Below are 18,252 nucleotides of genomic sequence, written 5' to 3'. Positions count from 1 at the left end.
TACTGACTCCTTATCTTACTTTTATATTATAAGTTTTTCTGTATGTTCTTCCGTTGAATTTCAAAATTTCCACTATCTGAGTATCACTGTATAACTGTATTTCATTTGTTACCACATCGTCATTTTTATTCCATTCTACTGGAATTTCCAGTATTTTACCGTATATATTTACTTTAGCAGTAGCAGGAAGAGATACTTTTTCCCCTATTTTTACGGCATTTGGAATATACACCTTTGTACTTGCCCGTTCAAGCATTTCTTCAATACTTTCAGGCTGTACATTTACATTAAAAGATTTCGATCTGCTGGCTGTACCTGCTGTTAATTCTGCTGTCAATGTTACATAAGTAGTTTTACCGCCGTAGAATTCCTTGCTTACTCTTCCCGTTCTGTCAATGCTCCCGTCATTTGAACTGCTCCATTTTATATTCACAGGAATTTTATTAGAAGCTTCCATGCTTTTCGGAAGACTAACACGGTTTCCTTTTATTTCAGGAGTTCCCAGTCTCGCATATACATCATCCACAGCGTCTGTATCAGTCTTTTCTGACTTTCTTTCATTTTGTGCAGGCTCATTTTTCTTCAGATAATAATCTACTTTTATATTTTCTTCATTTTGAAGTATCTTCTTATCTATATCATAGTATGCTTTGTTTGAGCTTATTCTCGTCTTATCTTTATAAGTCACTACGTTCCCCAAAAGCTCAAGCTGTCTTGTTTTGTTATTTATAATGGCTTTATCCGTACTTATGTCTACTTTTCCGCCGCCGATATTATTAATTATTTTTACGTTTGTCTGAGCATACCCGTTTTCTGTATTCAAATCTATGTAGAAATAGTTAGCTGTCATTTGTGTACTTTCCCTGAATGTCAGTCTGACATCATCTCTTGAAAGAACCACGTTTTTACCGGCATCTATTTCACTGTACTGTGAAAGCATGTTCAGATCTTTATAGCGTACATTTACATTATTTTTTATTTCTCCTCTGGTCATGCTGTATTCATTATCCTGATGAACCAGAAAGTATATTTTCGCAGTAGCTCCTGTAAAATATATTGCTTCGGAATCTATGAGCTTTTCTTTACTTTTTACAAAGTCTTTTACATTTCCTCTTATTTTTCCGTTAACGTTTCCGTCAAACTTAAACTCTCTCTTTTCAAAGTTACCGTCTCCGGTATTGGAAGTAATAATATCTCCCTGATCACTTCTCATAACCATACTGTTTGCAAAGATATTTTTTGTTTTGGTATTTGCATTACCGCTGCTGCCCGAAACGACCATATTTTCCCTTCTTACGGAAAAACTGGAACTCATAAGTGCATCTCCGGTACTTACTACATAATGAAGACTGTTTCCTTTTATTATATACCCGTCGTTATTTAATGTAAATGCAGAATTCGTCACCAGTACCTGATCTTTTAGATTATAAATACCTTCTATGTAATCACCGTCAACATTATTCTGCGGATACTTAAATCTTCCTCCGCCTCTGGCATTTACCATTTGTCCTTTTATATCATAAACTGCATGTCCCGCAGTAATCTCAGAACCTGCGTCCTTGTAATATACATTTCCGTCAGCAGTAAGTATTTCTGTCAAAAGTTCGTATACTGCCGAATTAGCTTTTAATTCATTGCCTTCTCCGGTATAATGCACACTTCCATTGGCATCTACTTTTTTCTGTTCTGTATAATACACTGCCTTATCAGCAGTTATCCTGTCTTTTTCCTTTGTAAAATCAGTATTTCCGGTAAGATGTATTTCCAGAAATTCAGTTGTGGTTTCTAATTTATCTCCCAGTATTGTCGTACCGTCTTCACTGTTTACAGCCTTTGTTCTCACAGGTGACGCCAGTTTATCCGTGGCTTTCTCATAAGTCAGAAGTTCGCTGAAAAGAGTCCACTTATTATCTTTGGTTCTTCCTACTACTTCGCCCTTTATCTGCATATCCTGTGACTCTGTCTCAAGAAGTCCCTCTTTTCCTGTTATCATTACATCTTTTTTCAGTAAATCTATAATTACATTTTTAAATGTAATTTCCTTATCATCAGGAAGTCCTATCTGTTCATCAGCATATATTACCGCATCGTCTTTCAGATAATAAACTACCTTTTTGGTTTTGGCTTTTTCTTTTAATTGGTCTATTTCCGATGGAGGTGCAACAGTTTTAAAAAATATAACATAAATAAAATATGCTACAAAAACAGCCAATAATATGTATATAAGTTTTTTCCACATTTAATTTATCTCCTCCATTTTTTTCTTCAGGTCGCTTAAAATACTCAGAGCTTCCAGCGGCGTTAAATTATTAACATCTATATTTTCAATATCAAATAATAATTCCTCGTAAAAATCTTCTTTCAGATTCTGCTGTTCTTCTTCTACCATATCATTTTCCGCAAAAAGGGAAAGCTGTTCTACATTAACTGTTTTTTCTATAAGCTCTTTGCGCTTTTCCAGTCCTCTCAGTATTTTTTTACTATTCAGAAGGACTTCTTTAGGAAGACCAGCTAGTCTTGCTACTTCTATCCCGTAAGATTTATCGGCTCCCCCGCGTACTATTTTCCTCAGAAAAACCACACTGGTAGCTCTTTCTTCTACTTCTATCCTGTAATTCAAAATACTGTCAAATTTTTCCTCAAGTTCTGTAAGTTCGTGATAATGTGTGGCAAATATTGTTTTTGCCTTTATTTTATCATGAATATATTCAGTTATGGCCGTAGCAATGGAAATCCCGTCAAACGTAGAAGTACCACGTCCTACTTCGTCAAGAATGATAAGACTTTTTTCTGTTGCGCTGTTTATGATATTTGACACTTCACTCATTTCTACCATAAATGTACTCTGTCCGCTGACAATATCATCAGCTGCCCCTATTCTTGTCAGTATTTTATCCACTATGGAAAGTTTGGCGCTCTGTGCCGGCACATAAGAACCTATCTGTGCAAGAATCTGAATTAATCCTATCTGTTTCATGTATGTAGACTTTCCGGCCATATTCGGCCCTGTAAGAATAATGAAATTTCCTTCTTTGTCCATACGTACATTATTTGAAACAAATTCTTCGCGTCCTATGAGTTTTTCCACCACAGGATGCCGCCCTTCTTCTATATCTATCATATAATCATCCACAAATTCCGGACATACATAATTGTTTTCTATTGCAGTGACAGCAAAAGAGATTGCCACATCAAGGTAAGCAAGAATCTCTGATAGTTTATTAAGTATTTCTTTCTTTTCTTTTACTTTACCTGAAATTTCCTTAAATAAATAATATTCTATCTCTTCTACCTTTGATTTTGAATTGATGATTTTGTCCTCATACTCTTTCAGTTCTTCTGTTATGTATCTTTCAGCATTGGAAAGTGTTTGTTTTCTTATATAATCTTCCGGTACGAGATCTTTATTAGAATTGCTTACCTCAAGAAAATATCCGAATACTTTGTTATATTTTATCTTAAGATTTTTTATTCCTGTTCTCTCTTTTTCCCTTGCCTCTATTTCCAAAAGATAATCTTTTCCGGAACTCATTATTTTGAAAATCTCGTCAAGCTCCTGATTATATCCTCTTTTTATCATATTTCCTTCTCTGATTGAGAAAGGAGCATCTTCTTTTATGCTTTCCTCTATGATATCACGTATCTGAATCAGTATTTCCGTATCAATTCCTTCAAAAAAACTTGTTTCCCTCAAAAAATCCATTATTTCAAGTGAAGATATAATTGATTTTTTTAAGGCTGTAAGATCTTTTCCGTTTTCATTTCCCAGCACAATTTTCCCTGCGAGACGCTCAAGATCATATACTTCTCCAAGCTTATCCTTGATCTCCTCTCTGATAAGAATATTATCTATAAAATACTGCAGATCATCCTGTCTTTTCTTTATTTCATCTATCTCAAGAAGAGGATTGTTAATTATTTTTTTCAAAAATCTTGTTCCCATAGAAGTTTTGCATTTATCCAAAACCCAGAGAAGTGTTCCATAACTTGTTTTCTCTCTCTGATTTCTTGTCAGTTCCAGATTTCTTCTTGTAGTTGAGTTTATCTCTGCAAAACTGGTTATATTTATATACTCTATTTTTTCCATGGGAAGTTCTCCCTCCACCTGCATGGAAAGAGCATAATCCAGCACCATTCCCGCTGCATGAACAGCTGATCTGACTTCACTTATCCCGAAGCTCTCAAGGGAAACTATGTTAAAATAATCCGTCAAAAACTTTTCCGGGTCTCTCAGCTTATTTACCAGAGTAATTTTAGAATCAATTTTTTTGCTGTAGTCATCGAATTTATCTTTCAAAGCTTCGTAAAAATTAAATTCTGCCAGTATTTCTTTAGGTTCTATTTTATAAAGTTCGTTAAATGTCTTGGAATAGTCTTTATCATCTTCTATTTCCAAAACTTTGAATTCTCCGGTTGTGATATCAAGATAGGCTATTCCCACCTTATTATCCAGATGTTTTACAGAAAGCAGATAATTATTGCTTGTGGCATCCAGTGAATCTACATCTATTACAGTCCCCGGAGTCACTATCTTCACTACTTCTCTTTTTACTATTCCTTTAACAGTTCTGGGATCTTCTACCTGTTCACATATAGCGACTTTATATCCTTTGTTTACAAGCTTAGTGATATAAGAAGCCGAAGAATGGTATGGTATACCTGCCAGAGGCACATCCATACCTTTTTCTTTATTTCTCGAAGTTAAAGTCAGACCCAGTTCTTTTGATGCTGTAACTGCATCCTGAAAGAACATCTCGTAAAAATCCCCGAGTCTGAAAAATAATATTGAATCCTGATGATTTTCTTTTATTTCTCTGTATTGTTTCATTAACGGTGTTTCTGACATTATTTTTACCCCTTTGTTAGTCTATTTAAAAAACATATGTTTATTTTGTTTTTAGATCAAAAAATTATATCATAAATTTATCTATTTTACAATAAAACTATGCATTTTAGTGTTGCATAAAATTCAAAATTTTTTATTATTTTTTTTTACAAACTTAACATATTGCCTTATATTGTGTTTTATTCGCAGTCTGTACTTTTTATCTGCTTTTATCATATATTTTCGAAACTGCCAAAAACATTTAAACATTTTCTTGATTTATGCTTGTAATATTTTATCTAATATTGTATACTTTATAAAGTATTAAAGTTTTTAGGAGGTTAACAATGGTTATCAAGCCAAGATTAAAGGGGAGTCTCGCACTTACTGCCCATCCCGTAGGATGTGAAGAATTCGTTAAAAGACAGATAGACTATGTAAAAAAATCAGATAAATATAGCGGACCTAAGAAGGTTTTAATAATTGGTTCTTCTTCTGGGTATGGTCTGGCAAGCAGAATCTCTTTGGCTTTTGGTGCCGGCGCTGATACTATTGGTGTCGCATTTGAAAAAGGTGTGGAAGGTAAAAGAGTAGGGACTGCCGGTTGGTGGAATACAGTAGCCTTTACAGAAGAAGCCCGTCGTGAAGGATTAATTGCTAAAAATTTTATGGGTGATGCTTTTTCTGATGAAATAAAAGAAAATGTTATTGAATATATAAAAAATGAGTTCGGCGGAAAGATCGACCTGCTTATATACAGTCTTGCAAGTGGTGTAAGAACTGATCCCAAAACAGGAATAACTTACAGATCAGCACTGAAGTCTACTACTAACGAAATTGAAGGTCCTACTATAAATCTGGAAAAAGAAATTATCGAAAACGGAAAAATGGAAGTTGCTACAGAAGATGAGTTAATAAGTACAGTAAAAGTAATGGGCGGGGAAGACTGGAAGCTTTGGATAGAAGCTCTGGACGGTGCCGGTGTCCTTACTGAAGGATTTAAGACTGTTGCATATTCATATCTCGGGCCGAAAGTTACTTACGGTATCTACAAAGAAGGTACTATCGGAGCTGCTAAAAGAGATATTGAAAAGACATCTAACGAGTTAAACGATTATCTTGCCGAGAAATATCACGGAGAAGCTTATATTTCATTAAGTAAAGCTCTTATGACAAGAGCAAGTGCAGTTATACCTGTATTTCCTCTTTATGCAGCTTTGCTTTACAAGATAATGAAAGAAAAAGGAATACATGAAGGAACTATTGAACAGAAACACAGATTACTAAAAGATATGGTTTACGGGGATCATAAAGAAATAGATTCTGATAGAAGACTAAGACCTGATAACTGGGAAATGAGACCGGATGTTCAGGAAGCTGTTGAGAATTTATGGGATAAAGTTACACCTGAGAATTTCAAAGAACTTACTGATTATGCAGGTGCGAGAGAAGAATTTATGAACCTGAACGGTTTTGATTTTGATAATGTTAATTATGATGAAGATTTAGATCTTGATGAATTAGCTGCGAAAGAAATATAAATTATATAATAAATCAGCAGACCCTTAAAAGTCTGCTTTTTTATTATTCAAAAAATTCTTTTGCTATTTTGAGAAAATCCTCTCCAGCTGTGATAAATGCAGGATGACCGCCTTTTCCAAACAGGTACATCCTTCCGTCAGATATTTCTTCAAGCATTTTTCCATAAGTTTTTTCAAAAGAAACATACTCTGAGAATTCATCTTCAAGACTTCCGGTAAGCAATACCGGAACTTTTAGTTCAGATAATTTCACCGGAAAAAAATTTTTCACATTTTGATAATGTTTTACTATTGCTTTAGTATCATTATCAACCACTGTTTCCCAGTCTTTCCCATGATTTCTCTCCCAAAAGCCGGCCATATCAGGATCAGTCTTAGAAGCTGCCCTCTCATTCTCTATATTTTCTCCTATAATATCCAGAGCATATTCGCCTTCAAAACTGTCTGCTATAATTTTATTTATTTTTTCAGGATACAGTAAAGCCGCATTTATTGCTGTCAAGGCACCTCCGCTTGTCCCTATTATATTTATCTTTTCCATACGAATATTTTTCAAAAACTCCACTGTCTGCAAAGCTTCTTCGTACCAGATGTTATCAGGAATTTCTGTTATTCTGTCTGAATTTCCATGCCCAAGAAAGTCTATCATAAATATCTTAAAATCTTTTTCATATAAACTGACAATTTCACTGAACATTTTAGAAGATGCAGTATTCCCGTGAAGGAATATTACTGGAATATCTCCTGTCCCTCTTTCTTCATAATAAATATTTTTCTCTTTGTATTTAAAATAAGGCATCTCTCCTCCTGTTATACTTTTTTAGTTTGGTTTCATTCCTTAATTATACCTTAAATATTACATAATTCAAAATAACAGTCTCTAAAAATAAAAAAATGTCCTCCAAAAATTCAGAGAACATTTTCCGTATCTTTATTCAATTAACTCCATGCTGTGGCATCTTTAAACTCACAGTCATTTTTATCAAAGATAAAATATACATCAAAATATTTAACTATTGTGTTATTTCCTTTATTAAAAATTTGTATATCTTTGTATGCTTTTTTATTGAATACACCTATTACTTCTTCGTCCCCGCTCCCGCTTTTACTTACTAAAGCCATTTTATCCCAGTTTTTATATATTTCTTTTAAGCTGCTATAAGTTGTTACAGTAGTTTTCAGACTGTCTTTCGGTATTTCTGTTCTCACAAAATCAATTTCTCCGCCGTCAGATTTTACGAAAGTCAAATCTTTATAAAAATACATATCACCGCTTGGATTATCGATATCTACAGTTCTGATATCTTTATAAGGATTTCCGGCTAATATTACTTTTGCCCCTGATGTACTTCCTGTTTCTGCTGTTACAACAGACCATGGTCCTTTATTATTGTAAATATTTGATAATTTGATAGGTTCTGAATAAATTAAAGCGCTTAAAATAAACAAAACTGCCAAAATAAACTTTTTCATTTTTTCCTCCTAAATTTCACAGTTATTTTATGAGAGAATATCAATATTTTATCTCTACAATAGATAAATTATCATATTATTGTTTTTTTGTAAAGACTCGAATATTAAATTTAATTATTTTGCCTTATTTATTAACATATATTTTCATCTCTGAAAAAGTTTCATCTGTATTTTGAATTGCATTTACGATAAATATGTGTTATTATAAACTTGATATTAAAAGGACTGGAGGATTGTTCGCGATGTGGATTGCTAAATTAAAAATGCAAAATGATTAAACAATTAAATATGCAAAAACTCTGTTTGCTCAGAGGTGTATTAGTCTATCCGAATTTCGGCGAATGATTTACGCTCCTGTTTTTATAGCGTACAATTTATTTTATAAATTTTTAGATAGTTACTGACTATCTTTTTTTATTACATTAAATTTATAATACTGTTAAATAAATCAATAATCTGTTCAAAAATATTCAGTTGCTGAATTGATTTCCGTTTTTTGACTAAATTAATGAAATGGGAAACTGGTTTTTGTGAAAATATCAGGAGGAATATATGACAAAAAATGCAATTATTATAGGAGTAAAAATAAATAATCAAAAAGACTTTGATTATATGATGGATGAGCTGGAAAATCTTGCTCATGCCAATAATATCAATGTTACTGAAAGACTTGTACAGAGCCTTGACAAAATACATGCGGGACATTATCTCGGCAGCGGTAAAATTGATGAATTAAAAGATATTACATCTGAGACAGGTGTTGACATGGTTATATTTAATGATGAACTCTCTCCGTATCAGATAAGAAACCTTGAAGAGCTTCTGGATGTAGAAGTCATAGACAGAACACAGCTTATTCTGGATATTTTTTATAAGCGGGCTAAAACCAAAGAAGCAAAGCTTCAGGTAGAAATTGCAAGACTTCAATATGAGCTTCCAAGAATGCGTACCAGCCGTGATGAAAAGCTCGATCAGCAAAGCGGTGCTTCCGGTACCAGCAACCGAGGAGCCGGAGAAACAAAGCTGGAGATCAATTACAGAACTATAAAACACCGTATTCAGCTGCTTAATAAAGAACTGGAAAATGTAATCAAAGAGAGAAGTATTCAGCGTAAACAGCGTAAAAAGAATCAGATTCCCGTTGTTTCCCTTGTAGGATACACTAATGCCGGAAAATCTACTATTATGAATAAATTCGTTAATAAATTTAATAAAGGTGAAAGCAAGGAAGTATTTGAAAAAGATATGCTTTTTGCCACACTTGAAACTAGTGTCAGAAATATCACACTTCCAGATAAGAAGAAATTTCTTCTTACTGATACTGTTGGATTTGTGAGTAATCTGCCCCATCATCTGATAAAGGCTTTCCGTTCTACTCTTGAGGAAGTCCGTGAGGCTGATCTGCTTATTCATGTGGTGGACTATTCCAGCATTCACTGCAAAAATATGATGGAAACCACTAATTCCACTCTTGCTGAAGTCGGAATAAAAGATGTACCGGTTGTATATGTTTATAACAAATCAGATCTCACTGAAAAAGAAATTCCCGAAGATGACGGAGATTCCATCTATATTTCTGCGAAAAAAGATATCGGTCTGGATTTACTTCTTGAAAAGATCTATGAGAAAATTTTTCAGAATTATGAGAAAGCTGTATTTTTGATTCCGTATAACAAAGGTGAAATAGTATCACATTTTAGTGAAAATGCTTCTGTTCTTGACATAAAGCATGAAGAAAACGGCACAAAAATTACTGTTGAATGTCGTAAAAGCGACATTGAAAAATATAAAAATTATATTATCACAAATTAATAAAAAACTGCGGTGTACTTGATTTTTTCAGTACACCGCTTATTTTATCATATTATTTAATTTTAGCTGTTTTGTATCAGATTAAACCATTTATTTCTGTTAAGCAGCGATAATTTATATTTTTTCCCTTCTTTTGTTACCACCTTTATTCCAAACGGAAGAATTGGCAGTAAAATAGGTCCAATCCCGCATTTTTTCAATGTATCTATCTCACTATATGAGAATTCCACATTTTTGGCTTTACCAATCAAAGATGACGGAGTAAATACTACCCTTTGATTTGTAAAAATATAACTTCCTCTCTTTTGCCCGAAATCCCACATATCACCTTTTACTTTTTCCACTATTATTTCATTTGGTTGTAAATCAATATTCCCGTTCATATCCAATTCTCCTTTTTTGATTATATATCTCTTTTACAGTTTTTCATTTCCTAAAATTTTTTTTATAATTTTAAAAGATACCGCAGTAAAATTTTCATTTCACTGCAGTATTCTTTATTTTATAATTATTTGCTTTTATCCTAAAATACAGCTTTAAGTGTTATCCCTACTTTGTAGTCATCCTGATCTTTATTTCCTACTCCGTATTCACCAGTAACAAAAACTCCGTATCTGTCTGTTACTTCCACTCCCACAGAAGCCCTTGCCCTGAAAGTTCCTTTTTCCTCTTCAGGTTTTGACAGCTTGTGGTAATCATCTTCCACCGCAATAAGTTTCGCATATTCCCTTTCGTTTAATCCTGCCAGTTCATACTCATAAGCAAGGTCAAGCGCTCCTTTCAGTTCCCATGCAGATTTCGACCCTAAAGGCACAGATGTTTTTAATTCTACACCTGCTCTCGGCTTTGCACTCCATGCATCATTACCTTCTACTTCCAGCCTTTCAAGTCCGCTTTCGCTGAATGTCGGTCTTGTAACATACATTGCCTTGAATGCCCCGTATGGTGTTACGCTGAATTTCTTCCCTACAGGTATTTCTTTCCCGATAATATTATCCAAAGTTACCGAATATGTTTCGTAAGTTCCGTTCATTTCTGATCTGCCCACAGGTGAAGGCCAGTCAATATTTCTGTCTATATTATGTAAACTTACTCTTCCTGTAAGGTCATTTCTCAGTTTCCATCCGTTTGTCTCATATTTATTATGAAGACCAAGCTGAATTGTATCTACCCATTCTTCACTTTTGTTATCATCTTTGAATTCAAATCCTGTATGCAGATACCCAAGCGAGTAACCGAATGTGTGTCTGTAAGTTCTTTCCACCTCTCTAAGAGCCAGTACACCTGCTGTAGTATAGTCATAAGGTACAACTCCGTCTGTATCTTCATTTGTTCTTCCTCTTCCGGCTATTACATTTATTTTCAAGTTTTCTTTTGTGTTATTTCCAGAATTTTGCATTAAATCATTTGAGTTTGAGAAAATCGATGCTATATCTGCCTCTCTTTGATTTATGTTCGCATACACATTTCCTGCAAGACTTGCCATAGCGTGTCTGAATTCAGGCTCAGACTGAATCATGTCTATTTTATCAAATACTTTTAATCCGTCGCCTGTCTGCCCCGCATATTTCTCATTAAGAATTCTTCCAAAGTCTTCATACCAAAGTCCGTCAGTAAATTTATCATATGATATTCTTGTCATAACTATGTCAGACCCCTGTCCTGTAGCATCCCATGTTAACGACTGGCTTATATACTGTCCTTTTCCGTCAAGCCCTCTGAATATATTCTGAAGAACATATCTGTCAGCAGAAGTTCCTTGGGAAAAATCAGGTGTTATCTCAAGTTTGTCCGGTATTGTACTTCCTCCGAAACCTACCTGGCTTGAAGCATTTGTAGTAGCCTGATTCGTAGAAGGATCTACTTTTACGATAACTTTCATATTTTCATATGAGAATTTATTTGCTACATCTATTATTATTTCTCCAGAGTTTATTAATGTAGGCAGTTCCGGAAGCTCATAACTTTTTGAAGTAAATCCGGTTTCCACATAACCTGTTCCGCTTATATTCCCGGCTCCTCCAATTATGTTTGAAGTATTAAAGTCAGAAGTATAACGTATTCCTACGCCGTTTTCATCAGCGCCTCCTGTATTGGTTATTATGATTTTCCCGTGATTTTCTACTGTTGTCGTTCCTCCTGCAAGATAAATTCCTGTTACATTTTTACCCGTAACATATATTTCACCGCTTGCAGCGTTATAAATTTGTGCCCCGTTTCTTCCTGCCATTCCTATTACATCATCACCGGTCATGATTATTTTACCATGATTTTCTACTCTCGTATTATCTGCAAATACTCCTATGGCTCTGTTCCCGTTACCTATAATTGTTCCATAGTTATATGATGCAGTAAATGCATCTTTCGCATACATACCTACGCCGTCTTCACCCACAGTAATAGTTCTTCCTGCTTTATTCTCCACCGTAGCACCTTCGGCATAAATACCCACAGAATATCCTGTTTTCTGTCCATTGCCCATATCTATCAGATTTGAATTCCCCAATGTAATATCAGCATCATTTATTATTACTCCTTCAGTCTGAAGACCTTCCAGCTTCATAAGATCTCCCTGAAGTTCTTCCACAGCATAGATTCCTCTGTTATATATTCCTATATTTCCTGTTCCAGCAGTGCCTGTAATATTGGCATTATTCAGTATACTTCCAGCTTTTACCATATAAAAAGCTGTATTATCCGAGCCGGTCATATTTATCTGACCGTCATTTATTATTGAACTTGCTTTATTTCCATATGTAAATATACTGTTATCCGATAGTGTCACTGCAGCCTGATTCCATAAACTAGAACCGTTTTCAAGTATAGTACCGTAACTTCCCGATCCTATGCTCATTACCGCTGTAGGTCTTATATTTACAGTTGCATTATTTACCGCATACAATCCCACAGCTTCATTATTTCCTATTAAAATCTGTGCACCGTTATTTATATCCAGTATTCCCTGCTCTTTATATATACCTGTTCCTTCGTCTCCGACTTTTATTATACCATTTTGAGTTACAGAAGTTCCCAGACTGTAGATTCCCAGAGCTTTTGTTCCTGTTTCTATAGTTCCGTTATTTACTATAGTGTCTGTAAGACTTTTTGTATATATTCCAATTCCCGGATCATCAGTGCTTCCTGAATTTCCGATTTTTATCGTACCGTTATTTACTATATTCTGTGTTCCGTTTACCGAATATATTCCTATTACTTTATCTCCTGATAAGTCTATAGCATTATTATTTTCCACAATTCCGGTATTACTGTCTGTGTACATTCCGATTGATCCTGAACCGGCACCCGCTATAATATTATTATTTACTATATCTTGTCCGCCTCTTAGGTACAATCCAGTGGAATTCTTACCTATATTAATTGTTCCGGTATTTTTTACATCTGCCCCTGAACCTAGTGCATAAAGTCCCACGGAAGATTCTCCTACACTTATAGTTCCGGTATTTGAAAGTCTTGCACCGTTTTTACCATATATAGCAGCTGAATCATTACCAAGGCTTATTGTTCCTTTATTTTCCCCTTCCACTGAATATGGAGATACAAATCCTCCTGTATATTGCCCGTTTAGTAAAAGAGCAACTACACCTGTTCCCGCTGAGCTGATATTTGCGGATGAATCGAATAAAATAGCCGAGTCAATACCATTTAGCAGTGTACTTCCCGATCCGAGACTCTGGGTACCTGTATAAGTATAAGTTGTATTTGTCATATTCCCTATAATATACGATGAACCCGCTGCAGCATTTATAGTAAGATTATTGGTAAAAGTAGAATTCAGCATGTGAAACAGCACGATATTTTTTCCGTCTATGTTTATTGTTCCGGAATTTCCGTTCAAAATACTGTCTGTCATGTAAAAGCCTACTACTCCGTCACCTTTCAGGTTAATTTCCCCGCCGTTTATTGTTACTTCACTGTCTTCTGTATAAAATGCAATTCCGTCTTTTCCTACTGTTATTTTTCCGTCATTAGTTATTGTTGACTTTTTGGCACTAACTCCTATTCCGCCTGTCTGTGCTGACATATCTATATTAGAATTTGAGAATAATTTTACTGTAGAATCTGCTCTTGATACTGATGTTTCAGTATTATTGGCAAATACACCGTAGCTTCTTCCTCCTGTTGCAGCAATTGAATTGATTATACCATCATTTTCAATTTCTATTTTTCCATTTCCGTAATCAGGATTTACTTTATTTTCTCCGTATATTCCCACGCCGCCTGCACCTACAGTTATTTTTCCGTTATTTCTTATAAAAGAACCGTTATATGCCACTACTCCTATAGAATCTGATCCCACAGCTGATATTTCACCGTTATTCAGAACTTCACCATAGTTAACTACTATCCCCACAGAACCTGTACCTGACATATTTATTTTCGATCCGTTATTTACATTTATTGTTATATCATTTCTTCCTGTATTTCCGAGATAGCTTTCCTGCCCGATTGCATACTGCCCTGCAAGTGTTCCTGTCATTGTTTTTCCGCTTAACAGTTCCACTTTTGAAGAAATAAATTCTGATCTGTTATATGCATCATTTCCATTATCTATATTAACATTCAGATCTATGTTTAATCCGCCTTTGAATACCGAATACGGTTTGTAATTCGGATTGCTTGAAGCATCTATTGTTACTGTTGACGGAAGACTTCCAGCTATTCCTTCCGGTGTAGCGTCACTTAGATTGATTATACTTCCGGGATTATCCAGTACAAAAAGACTTGAAGTCGAATCTGTCAGTTTTATATTTAATTTTCCGCTTCCTGTTATCATATTTGTTAAAAATGCATTTATTCCTGCCGGTACTCCTTTAAAGTAAAATGCTGTCCCGTTAGAATTCACTGCTGCATTAACTGTACCAGTTACATTAAATTTCCCTACTGCATCTCCTGCTGATGAGTAATTATACAGCATTAGTCCTCCGCTATTGGCAACAAGATTCGCAGTTCCCGTAAGATTTACCGTTGCTCCTCCTGCTGAATTCGGTCCGTCTGCATAAAGACCTATTGCTCCGTTAGATGAAATTATTGTTCCGCCTGATATTGTTGTGCTTACAGTGTTATCTTTGGTATATAGCCCTATTCCTTTATTGGAAGATATATCTACAGTTCCTCCTGTCATGCTGAATGTTCCCTCATTATAAATACCAACGGAATTATTACCGCTTGAATTTATAGTGCCTGTATTCAGACCGCTTGAACCGCTCAAAACTGCAATTCCCTGTGAGTTTTCCGCTCCTAGGTTTATTGTTCCGTTATTTGTCAATGATCCGTTGTTAGATGCCAGCATTCCCGTCACTGTATCTATTCCTGAGTTTATATTTATGGTTTTTCCTGTATTAAGTCTTATTAATGTATCTGTTCCGTTTGACTGCATTACAGTATTATTTCCATTTCCCTTGCTTATTGTTAGATCTCTGTCCAGAGCCACTGTTTTAAAGTCAGATCTTATGAGAACTCCGCCCGTTGCGTTGTCATCAAATTCCAAAAGGCTTAGATGAGTGCTTCCTAAAACCATATCCTCAGTTTGAGTGTTAAGATAATCTCCTCTTCTCAAAACTCCTACACCGTTTGTCCCATCAAGAACTACTCTCAAGTTTCTTACATTTCCTATGGGATCTGTAGAAGCTGCTGTTGCTATTTTCTGTGAAAATGATACCCCTACATTATTTGTCCCGGCAACTGTTATTATCCCGTTTGATCCGTCAATCTCTGCATATTCATAGTAGTCAGCACCTAATACCCCTCCATACCATGAATCCGGACTGTTTGATAGATCCTGTACTCTTAGCCCGTAATTCAGACTTCCGTTTACATTAATGTTTCCGGGTCTTACTTCTACATTTGGATGACCTGTATATGGTTTCCCATTTAAATCTCCTGCTGCATATGTCCCGCCCATAGCAGGATTTCCCACATATGCTCCAAAATCTATTCCTATACTTTCAGTATTATTTACATTTATTGTCCCCGAATTTATTGTATAAGATTTATACGGTGACTGTGTCCCCTCTGAATCGACCATAATCCCTATTACCTGTGTTCCCGATGCCAGATTTATCGTTCCTGTATTCTCAAAAGTGGAATATCCTGTTAGCATGGCAGGACTGGTCCCGCTTCCATTACCATATAACAACTGATGCTCCACACCTACAAGAACTGAATTCCCTGTAGTCTTCCCATTCAAGTCCATTGTTCCGCTAAAATCCACTTTAATTCCCTGACTGGTTACATTATAAGGATTATAACTTATAAAACGATATGTATTTGATGAAAATGTATCTGTATTCTGTATGTTAAAATTTCCTTTTATATTAACATCAGAGTTATTTACCATACTGTAAAATGCATTAGTCACAGAACCATAGGCTCCGTTTGTCAGTGATAAAGGAGTTCCTCCCTGTATATAGTTTATAGTACCGGTAAAAGAAGTTGTCGAACCAGCTGATACATTTACTGTTCCCACTGCTTCTATTTCTTCCTGATTTCCAAACATTATCCCCTGACCGCTGCTGTTCTGAATTATATACATTTGATCCTGACCAAAACCTGTTGGTATAAATGTCAGATTCGGCGGTGTTGTTGTATTAGGCACTACAGGTACAGGTGACACAGGATTAAAAGCTTTAATTGTAAGTGTCGGTACTGTGGGTGACACAGGAACATCAGGTGTAAAGTCAGGTAATACTATATTTGGTTCTGCCGGTATTGATGGTGCCGGGTTCAAAGGATTTCTGTTTATTACCTTTGGTGTTATATTTATTCCGAGATCGATTTCTTTTGGTTTCTGCGGACTTTGATAACTCTTAAAACCATCTATTTTAGTTATATACTTTAGTCCGTTATCCAGTATATTTCTTATTATTTCCTGATTTTGTACGTCTAATTCATTTATCACATTGTAATATCCGCCCATTATTGACTCTAATTGTGATGCTGAAAGAAGTCCGGTATTTCTCAGTTCTGCTTCCATTCTGTCATAAGCTTCCTGATTTTGTTTTATTGCACTGCTGTGCGTTTTTGGCTTAGAATAAAATTCAGCATTTTCCAGAGTATTATCTCCTCTGTTCTGTTCTGTATAAAAACCGCTGAAAAATATCTGCCATTCGAGATATTCCGGTTTTACCACAAAATCACTCTGCAAATATAAGTCTTTTAATTCCTTATTTCTTTGGTTGAGCGTTCTTTCTAGTAATTGATATGCCTTATCATTAGATTTTCCACTTTTAATATTCTTTATCATACTTTCATAAAGCCTGTCATACTTAGCTGTAAGCTGATTTTCCGCAGCACTGGCATTCATAGATACTGCGGCATTCAAGGCTAAAAAAGATAATAATAATTTTTCATTTCTTCTCATAAATTCCTCCTGAAACTCACTTTTATACTGATTTTGTTTTTTGGTAGTTTTTGGTAGTTTTTTTTCATTTTTTTGATATATCATCTCCTTTATTAAAATCATATTTTACTTATAACATTATTTTTTATAAATATAAAGTTTAAATAAATTATATTTTGTTAAATATAATTATTTTCATATATTTTCTATTTATATACATTTTTCCCCTGTTAAAATGTCAACAATCTCTTTTTATATCATCCAAAATAAACTTTTTTTAAATGATTAAAGCATTCAATACACAAATATAATTAATTTAATTACTGTCCTTTTCAAAAAATAAATGACAGATAAGTTTTATTTCCCCTTTCTTTTTTTGATATATATCCTTTTTATCACCTCATTTCACAATATTTTTTTAAAAACCTGACAATTAATTATAACTTTTTTCTACAAAATGTCAACTATTATAAAAATAGAATTATTACAATTTTTCCTAAAACAAAACATAAACTGAATATTTAATAATTATATATTTTTATTATTAATAAATAAGTTTTATATATAAAATAATTTTCTGAATATATCTGATATTTTTACTAAAATGAAATGATGAAAAGAAGATTTTTTTCATCATAATGTACTTTCATATTTTTCCCGTATAATTTTATCACTTCAGTTATATTTATAAACCCGTCCTGATACATTGTATACCCTTTCTCTTCGCTGTTAGACGAACTGTGTACCTGCGGTAATTTAAAAAGAAATTTATCCTTTGATAAGTCGGAAAATGTATGCAGAATATTTCCGTCATTATCCAGAAGCAGATAATCCCGCTCTATTTCTGCTGCATTTTTTTGTATTTCTTTTATTATGATATATTTTCCGGGTTTTATCATTACCTCTCCGGAAAAGTATTTATTATTTGTATCTTTCACCTGATAATCATCTTGTGAGACAGCTATTATCTTTTCTATTTCTGGTCCTACGGTATCCAAATAAAGGCTGTTATTTCCGGAGTTTTTTTCTGTTGCGGCTTTTCTGCCGATTTTCCCTATTTCGTATAGTTTTCCGTTACTTTCATAAACAATAAGATAATTATCTTTCACTGTATATCTGTTACTCACTCCCCAAAGATAAAGCTGGTATCCTGCCGCTCCCATTAACAGCAAATAAAACATCAAAATAAATTTCTTCTTCACTTTTTACTCCTTCTGTAATATTTCATATTAAAAAACATA

General features: G+C 34.4%; 9 protein-coding genes. 2 read left to right on the top strand and 7 right to left on the bottom strand.

All coding sequences use genetic code 11. The features are described 5' to 3' along the window. Positions 1-10 precede the first annotated feature (10 nt). Positions 11-2,239: an immunoglobulin-like domain-containing protein gene (locus NK213_RS07630; protein ID WP_253348315.1), complete on the bottom strand. Its 2,229-nt coding sequence runs from the start codon at positions 2,237-2,239 to the stop codon at positions 11-13. Next, positions 2,240-4,846 (bottom strand): DNA mismatch repair protein MutS, encoded by a 2,607-nt coding sequence (mutS, locus tag NK213_RS07625; protein ID WP_253348314.1) that lies wholly within the window; start codon positions 4,844-4,846, stop codon positions 2,240-2,242. 326 nt (positions 4,847-5,172) lie between these two features. Here mutS and fabV point away from each other — a divergent pair, with 326 nt between their 5' ends. Then, entirely contained in the window at positions 5,173-6,366 is a 1,194-nt protein-coding gene (fabV, locus tag NK213_RS07620) for an enoyl-ACP reductase FabV (RefSeq protein ID WP_253348313.1), read from the top strand. A gap of 43 nt (positions 6,367-6,409) precedes the next feature. On the opposite strand, the gene NK213_RS07615 is transcribed toward fabV, so the two are convergent. Continuing rightward, positions 6,410-7,165 (bottom strand): alpha/beta fold hydrolase, encoded by a 756-nt coding sequence (locus tag NK213_RS07615; protein ID WP_253348312.1) that lies wholly within the window; start codon positions 7,163-7,165, stop codon positions 6,410-6,412. 140 nt (positions 7,166-7,305) lie between these two features. Continuing rightward, a complete protein-coding gene (locus tag NK213_RS07610) occupies positions 7,306-7,839 on the bottom strand; it encodes a hypothetical protein (protein WP_253348311.1) in 534 nt (177 codons plus the stop codon). 552 nt (positions 7,840-8,391) lie between these two features. Here NK213_RS07610 and hflX point away from each other — a divergent pair. After that, positions 8,392-9,651 (top strand): GTPase HflX, encoded by a 1,260-nt coding sequence (gene hflX, locus NK213_RS07605; RefSeq protein WP_253348310.1) that lies wholly within the window; start codon positions 8,392-8,394, stop codon positions 9,649-9,651. Positions 9,652-9,713: 62 nt separating this feature from the next. Here hflX and NK213_RS07600 read toward each other — a convergent pair whose 3' ends face one another. The 3 genes from NK213_RS07600 to NK213_RS07590 all read right to left on the bottom strand — a co-directional run bounded on the left by NK213_RS07600 (position 9,714) and on the right by NK213_RS07590 (position 18,213). Then, positions 9,714-10,034: a PH domain-containing protein gene (locus NK213_RS07600; protein WP_253348309.1), complete on the bottom strand. Its 321-nt coding sequence runs from the start codon at positions 10,032-10,034 to the stop codon at positions 9,714-9,716. A gap of 140 nt (positions 10,035-10,174) precedes the next feature. Further along, positions 10,175-17,032, bottom strand: coding sequence for an autotransporter domain-containing protein (locus tag NK213_RS07595; RefSeq protein ID WP_253348308.1), 6,858 nt, complete (start codon positions 17,030-17,032; stop codon positions 10,175-10,177). Positions 17,033-17,610: 578 nt separating this feature from the next. Continuing rightward, positions 17,611-18,213: a hypothetical protein gene (locus NK213_RS07590; RefSeq protein WP_253348307.1), complete on the bottom strand. Its 603-nt coding sequence runs from the start codon at positions 18,211-18,213 to the stop codon at positions 17,611-17,613. Between the last annotated feature and the right edge of the window lie 39 nt (positions 18,214-18,252).

The sequence above is a fragment of the Sebaldella sp. S0638 genome (assembly GCF_024158605.1).
GTDB lineage: Bacteria > Fusobacteriota > Fusobacteriia > Fusobacteriales > Leptotrichiaceae > Sebaldella.
The sequence above is the reverse complement of the archived record's forward strand: the minus strand, read 5'-3'. Positions and strand labels throughout refer to the sequence as shown.

Bases quoted from the DNA above. Each gene is read 5' to 3' on its own strand.
- NK213_RS07630 (WP_253348315.1), bottom strand. From the start codon at position 2,239: ATGTGGAAAAAACTTATATACATATTATTGGCTGTTTTTGTAGCATAT.
- mutS (WP_253348314.1), bottom strand. From the start codon at position 4,846: ATGTCAGAAACACCGTTAATGAAACAATACAGAGAAATAAAAGAAAAT.
- fabV (WP_253348313.1), top strand. From the start codon at position 5,173: ATGGTTATCAAGCCAAGATTAAAGGGGAGTCTCGCACTTACTGCCCAT.
- NK213_RS07615 (WP_253348312.1), bottom strand. From the start codon at position 7,165: ATGCCTTATTTTAAATACAAAGAGAAAAATATTTATTATGAAGAAAGA.
- NK213_RS07610 (WP_253348311.1), bottom strand. From the start codon at position 7,839: ATGAAAAAGTTTATTTTGGCAGTTTTGTTTATTTTAAGCGCTTTAATT.
- hflX (WP_253348310.1), top strand. From the start codon at position 8,392: ATGACAAAAAATGCAATTATTATAGGAGTAAAAATAAATAATCAAAAA.
- NK213_RS07600 (WP_253348309.1), bottom strand. From the start codon at position 10,034: ATGAACGGGAATATTGATTTACAACCAAATGAAATAATAGTGGAAAAA.
- NK213_RS07595 (WP_253348308.1), bottom strand. From the start codon at position 17,032: ATGAGAAGAAATGAAAAATTATTATTATCTTTTTTAGCCTTGAATGCC.